The organism is Sporosarcina highlanderae (assembly GCF_030433715.1).
Classification (GTDB): domain Bacteria; phylum Bacillota; class Bacilli; order Bacillales_A; family Planococcaceae; genus Sporosarcina; species Sporosarcina highlanderae.
This window is the reverse complement of sequence record NZ_JAROCC010000012.1, coordinates 74,680-87,960: the sequence shown is the minus strand read 5'-3', so window position 1 is coordinate 87,960 and position 13,281 is coordinate 74,680. Positions and strand designations below refer to the sequence as shown.

The 13,281-nt window shown below is 45.1% G+C and carries 13 protein-coding genes; all 13 read right to left on the bottom strand.

All coding sequences use genetic code 11. The features are described 5' to 3' along the window. Positions 1 to 63: 63 nt before the first annotated feature. The 13 genes from smpB to P5G49_RS14220 all read right to left on the bottom strand — a co-directional run bounded on the left by smpB (position 64) and on the right by P5G49_RS14220 (position 13,231). Positions 64 to 531, bottom strand: a complete 468-nt coding sequence (gene smpB / locus P5G49_RS14280) for an SsrA-binding protein SmpB (RefSeq protein WP_301244812.1) — start codon at positions 529 to 531, stop codon at positions 64 to 66. 64 nt (positions 532 to 595) lie between these two features. Next, entirely contained in the window at positions 596 to 2,884 is a 2,289-nt protein-coding gene (rnr, locus tag P5G49_RS14275) for a ribonuclease R (RefSeq protein ID WP_301244893.1), read from the bottom strand. Between the two features lie 87 nt (positions 2,885 to 2,971). Further along, positions 2,972 to 3,718, bottom strand: a complete 747-nt coding sequence (locus P5G49_RS14270; RefSeq protein WP_301244810.1) for an alpha/beta hydrolase — start codon at positions 3,716 to 3,718, stop codon at positions 2,972 to 2,974. A gap of 128 nt (positions 3,719 to 3,846) precedes the next feature. Further along, complete coding sequence (gene secG / locus P5G49_RS14265) at positions 3,847 to 4,074, bottom strand: preprotein translocase subunit SecG (protein ID WP_301244808.1); 228 nt, start codon at positions 4,072 to 4,074, stop codon at positions 3,847 to 3,849. Positions 4,075 to 4,194: 120 nt separating this feature from the next. Then, positions 4,195 to 5,490, bottom strand: a complete 1,296-nt coding sequence (gene eno, locus P5G49_RS14260) for a phosphopyruvate hydratase (protein WP_301244806.1) — start codon at positions 5,488 to 5,490, stop codon at positions 4,195 to 4,197. Positions 5,491 to 5,508: 18 nt separating this feature from the next. Continuing rightward, positions 5,509 to 7,035 carry a 2,3-bisphosphoglycerate-independent phosphoglycerate mutase gene (gene gpmI / locus P5G49_RS14255; protein ID WP_301244804.1) on the bottom strand — a complete coding sequence of 509 codons (1,527 nt, stop codon included), beginning with the start codon at positions 7,033 to 7,035 and terminating at the stop codon, positions 5,509 to 5,511. Then, the gene (gene tpiA / locus P5G49_RS14250) at positions 7,028 to 7,789 is read right to left on the bottom strand and encodes a triose-phosphate isomerase (protein WP_301244802.1); all 762 of its coding nucleotides are present in this window, start codon (positions 7,787 to 7,789) and stop codon (positions 7,028 to 7,030) included. The genes gpmI and tpiA overlap by 8 nt, the downstream gene beginning before the upstream one ends. A 15-nt stretch (positions 7,790 to 7,804) precedes the next feature. Continuing rightward, complete coding sequence (locus P5G49_RS14245) at positions 7,805 to 8,989, bottom strand: phosphoglycerate kinase (RefSeq protein ID WP_301244800.1); 1,185 nt, start codon at positions 8,987 to 8,989, stop codon at positions 7,805 to 7,807. 155 nt (positions 8,990 to 9,144) lie between these two features. Further along, positions 9,145 to 10,152, bottom strand: a complete 1,008-nt coding sequence (gene gap / locus P5G49_RS14240; RefSeq protein ID WP_301244798.1) for a type I glyceraldehyde-3-phosphate dehydrogenase — start codon at positions 10,150 to 10,152, stop codon at positions 9,145 to 9,147. Between the two features lie 19 nt (positions 10,153 to 10,171). Next, positions 10,172 to 11,212: a sugar-binding transcriptional regulator gene (locus tag P5G49_RS14235; RefSeq protein ID WP_301244796.1), complete on the bottom strand. Its 1,041-nt coding sequence runs from the start codon at positions 11,210 to 11,212 to the stop codon at positions 10,172 to 10,174. A 128-nt stretch (positions 11,213 to 11,340) separates the two neighbouring features. Then, a complete protein-coding gene (locus P5G49_RS14230; RefSeq protein WP_301244794.1) occupies positions 11,341 to 11,568 on the bottom strand; it encodes a glutaredoxin family protein in 228 nt (75 codons plus the stop codon). Positions 11,569 to 11,846: 278 nt separating this feature from the next. Next, positions 11,847 to 12,656, bottom strand: coding sequence for a TPM domain-containing protein (locus tag P5G49_RS14225; protein ID WP_301244792.1), 810 nt, complete (start codon positions 12,654 to 12,656; stop codon positions 11,847 to 11,849). After that, complete coding sequence (locus P5G49_RS14220) at positions 12,653 to 13,231, bottom strand: LemA family protein (RefSeq protein WP_301244790.1); 579 nt, start codon at positions 13,229 to 13,231, stop codon at positions 12,653 to 12,655. The genes P5G49_RS14225 and P5G49_RS14220 overlap by 4 nt, the downstream gene beginning before the upstream one ends. Positions 13,232 to 13,281 lie beyond the last annotated feature (50 nt).

Genomic DNA, 13,281 nt, shown 5'->3' with positions numbered 1-13,281 from the left:
TGCCTACTGAAAGGCTTCTGAACTATTTCACTACAAATAGTATACAACATTTTAACGTAAAAATCAATACTGCTGTTTCGCTTTGAAGGCGCGTTCCATTTCACGTTTTGCTTCTTTCTTCTTCAGATCATCTCGTTTGTCGTATAACTTCTTCCCTTTACCGACGCCGATCAATACTTTTGCGAAGCCGTCTTTCAAGTACATTTTCAGTGGCACAATTGTATAGCCTTCTTGCTTTACTTGCCCGACTAATGTCGCAATCTGTTTTTTGTGAAGTAGCAATTTCCTTGAACGTAGTGGATCATGATTGAATTGATTTCCCTGTTCGTATGGACTGATATGCATGTTTGAAATCCATGCTTCATTGTTCCGAATCAGAACGAATGCGTCGCGTAATTGCACTTTGCCGTTACGAATCGACTTGATCTCCGTTCCTTGTAGGACGATTCCTGCTTCAATTGTTTCTTCTATCGCATAGTCATGATTCGCTTTCTTGTTGATTGCCAAAACTTTGCCTTGCCCTTTTGCCATATAACTCTCCCCCTAACTACATCAAAAATGCTACGGCACTCGTCTTAACGAATGCCGCAAGCCTTTATTTTCTCTTTCTTGGAGCTTGTTTCTTCTTCTTTTTCGCTACACCTTCATAAAACTTCTTTTTCTGGCTCGGTGCACCTTTTTTCTTGTCGCCCTTAGGCTTTTCGGAATCTCCACTGCGTCCGCCGCCACTTGAAGGCTTTTTCGCATGGATAACTTTCGGCGTTTCCTTCCGTGTACGATGGAATGACTGCTTCATGCCCGCAATTTCGAAGTCGATCGCAGATTCCTCAGGCTTGACGGAGACGACGCGAATCGACACTTCATCGCCAATCCTGAATTGTTTGCCGGTATGCTCGCCGATCATCATCATTTGACGGTCGTCAAAACGGTAATAGTCATCCGTCATATAGCTGACGTGGACAAGACCTTCAACCGTGTTTTCAAGCTCGACAAACATCCCGAAATTCGTGACAGAAGAAATGACTCCGTCGAATTCCTCACCGATCTTATCAAGCATATACTGCGCCTTTTTCAATGCGTCCGTATCGCGTTCGGCGTCAACCGCCCGGCGTTCGCGTTCCGAAGTATGCTGCGCAATTTCTGACATATTCGCTTTCCAATGCGCAATTGTTTCCGGAGATAGATCCTTTTCGATCAAATACGTACGGATTAGTCTATGCACAATCAAGTCCGGATATCGTCTGATTGGCGACGTGAAATGCGTATAGAAATCGGTCGATAACCCGAAGTGGCCTAAGCTTTCTTCGAAATACTTCGCCTGTTGCATCGAACGTAGAAGCATCGTCGAAATGACCGTCTCCTCCGGCATTCCTTCAATTGACTCGACAATTTCCTGCAATGCGCGAGGATGCACTTTATTCCCAGTACCTTTCACGACAATACCGAAATTCGTCAGGAATTCGAAGAAACGTTGCAGCTTCTCCGCCTTTGGATCTTCGTGTATACGGTAAATGAACGGTACTTGCAGCCAGTGGAAATGCTCTGCGACTGTTTCATTCGCTGCAAGCATGAATTCCTCAATCAGCCTTTCGGAAACTGTCCGCTCCCTTAAGACGATATCTGTCGGCCAGCCATTTTCATCGACAATCACTTTCGATTCCTTGAAATCAAAGTCGATGGCCCCTCTATCGATCCTCTTCTGTCTTAATATCGAAGCAAGTTCCGCCATATCATTCAGCATCGGGACGATATGCGCATACTTTTCCATAAGCTCTTCGTCTTTCTCTTCGATGATCTTATAGACATCCGTGTATGTCATCCGCTCTTTCGACTTGATGACACTTTCAAATATTTGATGGTCAATCGTTTTACCGTTTCGGTCGATTTTCATCGAGCAGGATAACGTCAACCGATCCACATGAGGATTCAATGAACAGATTCCGTTCGACAGCTTATGTGGAAGCATCGGAATCACCCTATCCGTCAAATAGACGCTCGTTGCGCGATCATATGCTTCATCGTCGAGCGCAGTATTCTGCCTGACATAATGGCTGACGTCCGCGATATGAACTGATAACGTGAATGTGCCGTCATCATTTTTCCTTAGCGAAATTGCATCATCCAAGTCTTTTGCATCCGCCCCGTCAATTGTGATTATGAGCTCATCCCGCAAGTCCTTCCGCTTAAAAAGATCCTGTTCTTGTACTTCGTCAGGTGTTTGATTCGCTTCGTCCATCACTTCTTTCGGGAACTCGACTTCAATGCCGTGCTTATGGATGATCGATAAAATATCGACGCCTGGATCGTTTTTATGTCCAAGGATTTGTACGACCATTCCAGTCGCTGATTTCAATTCGCTCGGCCAATCCGTGATTTCCACTACTACCTTATGCCCGTCTACTGCATCGAGTGAATCACCTTTACCGATGAAAATATCCATCGGAAGCTTTTTATCATCAGGAATGACGAATCCGAATCCGCGATTATCCTGGTACGTCCCGACAACCTTCGTCGTTTTCCGCTCAGCAATTCGGATAATCGTCCCTTCTCGGCGTCCACCGTAATCACCTTTTGAAACACGCACAAGAACGATATCACCATTCATTGCCCCATTCACTTCAGGTGGTGGGATGAAGATATCATCCATTCCTTCCGTTTCAGGTGTGACGAATCCGAACCCTTTGGCATGTCCAATGAATTTGCCTCGTACGAGGTTCATGCGCTCAGGGACACCGTACCGATTCGTACGCGATCGGATAATTTCACCTTTCTGTTCAAGTTGGACAAGCATTTTCACCAACTCTTTGAATTCAGCCGCTCCTTCAATCCCCATTGCCTCCTGGATTTCTTGAACGGTTAGTGGCTTATACGATTCCTCTCTCATAAAGGAAATCAGCCTATTTTTTAATTCTTCATCTATAAAGTCCAATTACATCCCTCCATTCTTCACTATCGTCAATTCCATTCATTTTCACACGTTCCAATCAAGCGATTCAAGAAATTGATATATATCTTCATGAAGTTGCTCTTTTTCTGGACCAAGTGTGATCACATGAGTGGACTTTTCAAACCATTTAATCTCTTTGTCCGCAGACGATGCGTTATCAAAGATGACGTTCGCGGAATTCACGTCAATTACTTCATCATTTCTTGATTGAACAACGAAAAGAGGAGCCTCGACGGAAGGAAGCTGATCCCGAACGGAGTCAACAAGCGGACTTAATTCACTTAAGGCCGGCATTGTTTTCCCACGTAACGCTTCCACTTCTTCTTCGATTTCCGGCTTCGATTTTCCTTCATATCGTTTGTATTCTGAAGCGTATTTTAACACGCCTTCATACATTTTATCCGTGCGTTTCATAGACATCGGGGCACACATAGTTACAATACCCTTTATTGGCATTTTAACCCCTATTTTCAATGAAAATACTCCACCAAGCGATAATCCGCAAACTGCAATTTCTTCATAGCCCGCGTCGATTAATTGCTGATAGCCGGCTTCGACATCCTCCCACCATTGGTCGGGACCTGTTTTGATAAGTTCCTCAGGCGGAACGCCGTGTCCACGGTAATGTGGCGCAAGAGATGTATACCCCTTCTTTTCAAGGAAACGGCCTAACATCCTTACATCCGCCGAAGTTCCTGTAAAACCGTGCAGTAACAGCACCGCCCTCTTCCCTTGTTCAAAAAAGAACGGTTTCGGTTGCGCAATTCTCATTTCTTCCATCCTTTCAACTGCTGACAAAAATAGTTCATATGTATATTATCATTCCCATTCAGTATGGAAAAAAACGCCCGACCATACGGGTGGCCAGGCGTTAGTTATATGCATTATTGAATTACCAATCAAAATTTTACAATGGCAAGAGCCAAAAGGAAAAATACAATTGAAAGGATAATTGTCACTCGTTGAAGTACCAAATCCAATCCACGTGCTTTTTGTTTACCAAAAAGTTGTTCAGCACCACCGGAGATGGCTCCAGATAGACCTGCACTTTTTCCGGATTGCAATAATACTACAACGATTAACGCCAATGATACGATTACTAGTAAAGTCATTAACAAAGCATGCACTTTGTTCCACCTCCTGCGTCGAACATAACAATACTTATATTCTATCAAATACTTTAAATTGTTACAACAAGTTTTCGATATGTAAGAATTCAGCCGGCTAGTGCCGGCTGTTTCCATTCATTATTTCTTTAAGTTATAGAATGTTTTCGTACCAAGGTAAACAGATGTTTCATCCAATTGGTCTTCGATGCGAAGTAATTGGTTGTATTTAGCGACGCGGTCTGTACGTGATGGTGCGCCTGTTTTAATTTGGCCTGCGTTTGTTGCTACAGCGATGTCAGCGATTGTCGTGTCTTCTGATTCACCAGAACGGTGGGAGATGACTGCTGTGTAGCCAGCGCGTTTAGCCATTTCGATGGCATCGAATGTTTCCGTCAACGTACCGATTTGGTTCACTTTGATAAGGATTGAGTTGCCGACGCCTTCTTCGATTCCTCGTTCCAACTTCTCAGTGTTCGTAACAAATAGATCGTCTCCAACAAGCTGTACCTTTTTGCCAAGGCGTTCTGTTAATAGCTTGTGGCCAGCCCAGTCGTTCTCGTCAAGGCCGTCCTCGATTGAAACGATTGGGTATTTATTGCAAAGCTCTTCGTACCAATCAACCATTTGTTCTGATGTTTTCGTGATGCCTTCACCAGCCAAGAAGTATGTGTTTGCATCTTTGTCGTAGAACTCGGAAGCTGCAACGTCCATTGCAAGCAAGACTTCTTCGCCTGCTTTATAGCCAGCGTTTTCAATCGCTTCCATGATTGTGGAAAGTGCTTCTTCATTCGATGCAAGGTTCGGAGCAAATCCGCCTTCGTCACCAACAGCTGTGTTTAGGCCTTTTGATTTTAGAACGTCTTTCAGGCTATGGAAGATTTCAGTCCCCATGCGAAGTCCATGACGGAATGATTCTGCGCCTACTGGCATGATCATGAATTCTTGGATGTCGACGTTGTTATCCGCATGCTCTCCACCGTTTAGGATGTTCATCATTGGAACAGGCAATTGTTTCGCGTTTACGCCGCCCAAGTATTGGTATAGTGGAAGGTCCAAGTAGTCAGCTGCAGCATGTGCTACCGCCATGGAAACCCCTAAGATTGCGTTGGCACCAAGTTTGCCCTTGTTTTTAGTGCCGTCTAAATCGATAAGTGCTTTGTCGATGACGACTTGGTCTAATACTGAGTAATTGTCGACGATTTCGTCTGCGATCACTTCATTCACGTGATCGATTGCGCGTAAAACACCTTTTCCAAGGTAGCGGGATACGTCGCCGTCACGTAGTTCGACTGCTTCATATTCACCTGTTGATGCACCTGAAGGAACGATTGCACGGCCGAATGCACCGCTTTCCGTGAATACTTCAACTTCGACTGTTGGGTTACCGCGTGAATCAAGTACTTCTCTTGCTTGGATATGGGTAATAATAGGCATTACAATCTCTCCCTTTTCCTAAAATAATGGTGTTCCGGACATATCTTTTGGTTGTTCGATATTCAGTAATTTCAGCATAGTTGGGGCAAGGTCGGCAAGGATGCCGCCTTTTCGTAATTCGATATCATCTTTTGTGATGATGACGGGCACAGGGTTTGTCGTATGTGCAGTCATCGGTTTTCCTTCCAACGTCAATACTTCGTCGGAGTTCCCGTGGTCCGCGGTAACGATTGCTGTACCGCCCTTCAGCATGAGGGCATCAATGATTCTGCCTAAACAGACATCGACTGTTTCGATTGCTTTTATTGTTGGTTCAAGCATTCCGCTATGGCCAACCATATCAGGATTCGCGAAGTTAAGAATGATCGCATCCTGGCGATCTTCTTCGATTTCCTTCAGCAAAGCTTCCGTTACTTCCACTGCACTCATTTCCGGCTTTAAGTCATAGGTTGCCACTTTCGGGCTCGCAATCAAAATCCTTGTTTCGCCCTCAAACTCTTCTTCCCTTCCGCCACTCATAAAAAAAGTAACATGTGGATATTTTTCAGTTTCGGCAATCCGAAGCTGACGTAATCCATTTTCCGATATCACTTCACCGATTGTGTTGTCTAAGTTTTGAGTATCGAAGACAATATCGGCTCGTACATCCTCGCTGTAATGCGTGAATGTCACGAATTTCAAGTTGTCATATGTTTCAGGTCCCGTATGGAAACCGTCGAATTTTGGATCCGTAAATGCGCGGGATAATTGAATCGCGCGATCCGGTCTGAAGTTGAAGAAAACAACAGCATCCCCATCTTCAATCTTCGCAACAGGTTTACCATCTTTCTCGATGATGAACGGCTTGACGAATTCATCATACACTTCTTCCTCATAAGATGAAAGAATACCGGCGGTGGCTGAAGCAAAGGCGTCCCCTTGCCCGTCAACCATTGCGCGATATGCAAGCTCGACACGGTCCCATCTTTTATCTCGATCCATCGAATAATAACGGCCGGAAACAGTAGCGATCTTACCGATTCCGAGGCCCTCCATCACTTTTTCGGTCTGCTCAACATAGCCCGCAGCGGTTTGTGGACCGACATCCCTTCCATCAAGGAATGCATGAACATATACCTTTTCGATCCCGTTCAATTTCGCTAATCGAAGGAGGGCGAAGAGATGTTCATAATGACTATGTACACCGCCGTCAGAAAGCAATCCCATCAAATGGAGGGAAGTACCTTGTTGTTTCGCGTGCTCCACTGCTCTGAGAAGCGCAGGGCAAGTCAAGAAATCCCCATCTTTGATGGATTTATTAATACGCGTCAAACTTTGATAGACGATTCGGCCGGCACCGATATTCAAGTGGCCGACTTCCGAATTTCCCATCTGGCCTTCCGGAAGGCCGACAGCTTCTCCGCATGCCGTTAACGTCGAATGCGGATAGTTTTCCCAAAGAATATCAAAGTTCGGTGTGTTCGCTTGTGCAACCGCATTGCCGAACTTCTCATCCCTTAACCCAAATCCATCAAGGATGATCAATGCGACAGGTGCTTTATTCATTAGCTGCTACCTCTACCATTTCTACAAAAGAGTCTGCAACAAGGCTTGCTCCGCCGACAAGTGCTCCGTCAATATGCTCCATTGAGAGTAGCTCAGCAATATTACCCGGTTTCACACTACCACCGTATTGGATGCGCACCGCAGATGCAGTTTCTTCATCATAGAGTTTGCCGATTTTCACACGAATTTCCTTACATACTTCATTTGCATCTTCTGCAGTTGCAGTCTTTCCTGTGCCAATTGCCCAGATCGGTTCGTAAGCAATGACTGCTTCTTTCGCCTGATCTGTGCTAATGCCATTGAACGCTTTTTCCACTTGCGATGAAACGCGTTCAACCGTTTTACCTTCTTCACGCTCTTCAAGGCTTTCACCGACACAGACGATTGGTGTTAATTGGTGTGCAAATGCAGCATGCACTTTCTTGTTAACGGATTCATCGGTTTCATTGAAATATTGACGGCGTTCGGAATGTCCAAGGATGACATACTCGACATTCATATCCGAAAGCATGCTTGGGCTAACTTCGCCCGTAAAAGCACCTTCTTCAACGTCATGCATCGTTTGAGCACCGATTTTCAATGCAGTGCCTTCCGATTCATTCACAAGCACCGACAGAAAAGGCGCGGGTGGACAAATGACAGCTTCGACGTTGTCCGTGACCGGTAAACGTCCTTTCACTTCTGCAATGAAATCTTTTGCTTCGCCGATCTTTTTATACATCTTCCAGTTTCCTGCAATGATTCGTTTACGCAATTGTTTCCCCTCCAATCATTTATCCTGCAAGACAGTCACGCCTGGTAGCTCTTTACCCTCCATGAACTCAAGGGAAGCGCCACCGCCTGTTGACACGTGATCCATTTTGTCCGCAACATCGAATTTTTCAACAGCCGCCGCAGAATCTCCTCCACCGATAACTGTGTAGGCTTCTGTTTCAGCCATCGCCACTGCAACCTGCTTCGTTCCGTTCGCAAATGGTTCCATTTCAAATACACCCATCGGTCCATTCCAAATGACCAATTTGGAGTTTTTAATGACGTCCGCGTACATTTCCGCTGTTGCAGGTCCAATATCAAGTCCCATCCAACCTTCAGGGATTTCATCTATTTTAACCGTTTTCACAGTTGCCGATTCAGAAAACGCATCTGCGACAACTGCATCAACCGGTAAATAGAGCTTTACATTTTTCTCTTTCGCTTTTTGAATGAATGACTGAGCAAGCTCGATTTTATCCTCTTCAACGAGGGAGTTTCCAGTTTCATATCCTTCAGCCTTTGTGAATGTGTAAGACAATCCTCCGCCGATCAATAAATTGTCGACGTTGTCTAAGAGGTTATCGATGACTCCGATTTTGTCTTTCACTTTTGCGCCGCCGATGATTGCCGTGAATGGACGCTCTGGATTCGAGAGTGCTTTTCCAAGTACATCCAATTCCTTCTCCATCAGGAATCCGCTTACTGCCGGGATGAATTCCGCGATGCCCGCAGTGGATGCGTGCGCACGATGTGCCGCTCCAAATGCGTCGTTGACGAATACATCCGCAAGTGTAGCAAACTGTTTCGCAAGTTCAGCATCGTTCTTCTCCTCACCAGCATGGAATCGAACGTTCTCAAGAAGGAGAATGTCGCCGTTCTTCATTTCAGCGACTGCTTTTTCAACGTTTTCGCCAATTGATTCATCAAGCTTTTTTACGTCCTTTTGAAGGAGTTCGGCTAATCTTTCACCAGCCGCAGTAAGTCGTAGTTCATCTTTCGCTTCGCCTTTTGGCCTTCCAAGATGGCTCGCAAGGATCACTTTTGCTCCTTTTTCAGCCATGTATTCGATTGTCGGTATTGCTGCACGGATTCTTGTATCATCGGATACGTTTCCATTTTCCATCGGTACATTGAAATCCACACGGCAAAATACACGTTTCCCGTTTAAGTCAATATCCTTGATTGTTTGTTTAGCTTTCATTAAACTGCACACCTCCAAGAAATAAAGCGAAGGAAATCGGGAGTTGGTTAAAACCCCTTAATTTTCCAACGTATTTACATAAAAAAAGGAACGGGTTTCCTCCGTTCCTTCTACCCATCACTATTATAATGGGTTGCCCTAAGAATGGCTATGTTTTATATTCCTTTGTTGTGCATATAGAGTGCCAAATCGATGCATCGAGCTGAATAGCCGGATTCATTGTCATACCAGGCAATGATTTTCACCATATTATTGTCCAATACCATCGTAGACAGACCATCTACTGTGGAGGATGCTGTGTTGCCGTTGTAATCGCGTGAGACTAATGGTATTTCATTGTAGAACAGGATGTCTTTCAATTCATTTTCCGATGCATTTTTCAATGCGGCATTTACATCTTCAACCGTCACTTCTGTTGAAAGCTCAGTGACGAAGTCGACAAGTGAAACGTTCGGAGTTGGTACGCGAACTGCCATTCCGTCCAATTTTCCTTTTAGTTCAGGAATAACCTTCGTTACAGCTGATGCCGCGCCAGTTGTTGTAGGGATCATCGATTCTGCTGCAGCACGTGCACGGCGGTAGTCAGAATGCGGTAAATCCAAAATGTTTTGGTCGTTTGTATATGAATGGACTGTCGTCATCATGCCTCGTTTGATGCCGAATTTGTCGTGCAGCACTTTCACGACAGGTGCAAGGCAGTTTGTTGTACAGGATGCGTTTGAAACGACTTTATCTTGAGTTGCGTCATATGAATCTACATTGACACCCATAACAAGCGTTTTGACATCACCTTTCGCTGGCGCAGATAGGATGACTTTTTTAGCGCCTGCTTCGATATGCTTCATCAGACCTTTTTCATCCCTGAACACACCAGTGGATTCGATAACGATATCGATACCCAACTCCCCCCATGGCAAAGAGGAAGGGTCTTTTTCAGCGTAAACCTTGATCTTTTTCCCATTCACGACAAGGTGATTATCTTCAGAACCAACTTCAGCATCGAAAATCCCGTGTACGGAATCGTATTTCAATAAATGCGCCAACATTGGAGCATCGGTCAAATCATTAACTGCGACAACTTCGATCTCTTCGTTTTTCTGTGCTTCCCTGAAAACAAGTCTCCCAATACGGCCGAACCCATTGATCGCTATTTTTAATGTCATTTCCTTTACCTCCAGTAGGTTATTGTTTACCTTCCAACTTCTCTAAAATTGCGTTTGCCGCCCCTTCATCCGTCACCAAAATGGTTTGACGGGGAGCGCTTTCCATATAGGATAAAATCGCATCCGCTTTGCTTGCTCCACCTGCAACAGCTATGATCAGGGGAACTTGTTCAAGCTGTTCAGTCTGTATGCCGACTGTCCTGATACGGTGGACAACATTCCCGCTATCATCGAAGTAATAGCCGAAAGCTTCACCTTTCGCCCCTTTTTCTTGGAGCAGTCGCCTTTCACTTTCAGGCGTATTGCGTAATTCAGCCATTTTTTCCGCGTCGCCAATTCCATGCAAGACACAATCCGTTTTCCCGTACAGCTCCGTCATTTCAATGACAGATGGTTCGCGTTTGAAAATTTCATGCGCTTCTTGGCTCAAGGATTCGGGATAATAAAATGTGCTATACGTGCCTCCGCTTGCCTCGGCAAAAGACGCGGCGATGACATTTGCCTGCAGCCCGATATCATCCCCAACCCCGCCTCTTGCGGCAATGAAGTGAAGGTTATCAGGATTATCAATCGAGTGGATATGTTGCGGAATCGCCGCAACCGAACTTCCACCAGTAACAGCGATGACTTTACCTTCTCCAATCCTTTGCATGAATACAGTTGCCGCTTCTTTTCCAATCAGACTTTTCACCGTCGGATTCGCGTCACAATTCCCTTGGACGATGTGAACACTTTGAATTTTAAGCAAAGCACTCAACTTGCCGGCAATCACATTTTGCCCAGTCCATTCCTCAATACTTGGCGCAAGTAGATCAAGGACTCTCGATCCTTCAATTGTGATTGTGGCCCCTTCTTTCGCAATTCGAATCAGCTCCTCATTGCGCAAGGCCTCCATTAAGTTTCTGCATTCCCGCTCAGAAATATCCGCCAAAATGCTAAGTGGTCTCCTGCCGATCGGACCAGAAACTCCGATGAACTTTAAAAGCCTATATCGTTGACGTAGAATTTCCATCATTTCCGGCACAAGCTTCCGTTGTGCCTCAAGTATATTCGGGTTCAAGGAAAGCCCTTCTTTCATGAGGGACAAATTATGCCCACTTAATTTATTTTTGTCCCACCTTGGGTAAAAAAATATTATTCTTGCTCTTATTGTATACCTCTTTGCTATACAATTCAAACATTTAACCTTTAAAAAAGTTCAATTATGTCGGCGTAGCCGATTGACCCGTATAATAAAACAGCGCCATCTTTTTCGATTACGGGAATCATCAGCATATATTTTTCATGGCTTTCATCATCTGTTTCGATGTTTATTGTGGACCATGTTAGCGGAAAATCCTCTTGGACTAATTTCATCATTGCCTCGGCTTCTTCGCATAGATGGCATCCCGGTCTTGTGTAAAATTGAACATGCATGTTGCAGCACCTCGATTACCTGTTTTTTCACTATTATAAGGGAAAAAGGATGTTCTGCAAAAGATTTGCAGAACATCCTTTTGATTTTATGGTGTTTTAGAGTCGGGTGAAAAGTTATCGGTCATTTCCCAGGTTTTATCGATCATTTCCCAAGAGTTATCGATCAATTGGGCTGGGTTATCGATCATTTCCCGGAATATATCGATCATTTCCCAAGATATATGGTCATTTCGTTACCTTTGTACTATACAAAAGCTGACATATTCCCAGCACAGGTGTCACCAGCTCCGTCCAGCACCGCCGCCACCACCGGATCCACCTCCGCCGGTGAAACCGCCGCCGCCGCCGAATCCTCCACCGCCGCCAAAGGAGCCGGGGAAGAAAATCATACCGCCTCGTCTACCTCTTCTTCCGCCTGGGCCGCCACCACGACCTCCACGGCCACCGCCGCCCATAAAGCGGAACAGCAGATAAATGACGATGAAAATAATTACAGGCGCAGGGATGCCGACACCTGAACCGCCGCCTTGACCGGCGAGCGTATTCACTTCAGCAACTTCCCCGTTCCAGCCATATTCAGCAGCTATTTCGTTGTAATAGGACTTGTATGCATTCATTATTGCTAAATCGGGTTGTTCATTCCTCAAATATGGAACGGAAACTTCATCCATGATCCGCCCGACTTTCCCGTCAGGCAACGCACCTTCAAGACCATAACCAACGGCCAACTCAAAATGGCGATCATCAGCTGAATTCGGTACCGTCGTTACGACTAGCAAAGCACCATTATCTTTACCTTCTTTTCCAAGCCCATATTTCCGAAGCGCATCGACCCCGTATTGTTCAACCGGCTCGTCACCTATACTTGGAAGTGTTAGAACCGCCAATTCCGCTCCCGTTGCCTGTTCCAAGTTTTTCCCAAGTCGGTTCAGCTCTTCTTTTTGTTCATTCGAAAGAATCCTTGCATGGTCTTGGATGAAGTAATCGAATTTATTCCAAGCGGGGAATTCGGCTGCCAACACCCCGAATGGCATACACATTAAGAGTAAGCATGCGATCGCAATTGATCGAACGATTTTCCGAATCACTTGCTGCCATCTCCAAAGTCAACATTAGGTGCTTGGTTTGCAGCCTCATTCGCTTGGAAATACTCTTTCTCGTCAAAGCCAAATATCGAAGCGACTAATTTCCCCGGAAACCTTTTCACTTGTCGGTTGTATTGGGAAACGACATCATTATAATCTTTTCTTGCCACACCAATCCGGTTCTCGGTGCCAGCTAACTCATCCATGAGCTGAGTGAAGTTCTGATTCGCCTTCAAATCCGGATAATTTTCCACAACCACTAACAGACGTCCTAAGGCATTCGACAACTCTGTATCTGCAGCTGCCTGTTCGGCAGGCCCAGTTGCACCTGACAGTTTTGCGCGTGCATCGGAAATTTCCGCGATTACTTCTTTTTCATGACTTGCATACCCTTTAACCGTGTTCACCAAGTTCGGAATAAGATCGAGCCGGCGTTGCAATTGGTTTTCAACCTGTGCATACGACGCATCTACATCTTCCTCTAAATTAACAAATTTATTGTAGCTTGGCACAAACAGAATTGCTAAGAGTACAAGAAGAACAATAATGATCGTAAGTGGTCCTAATAGTTTTTTCATTCATTCACACTCCTATTCTCCATACTATGGGATACCCCCGAAATATCATG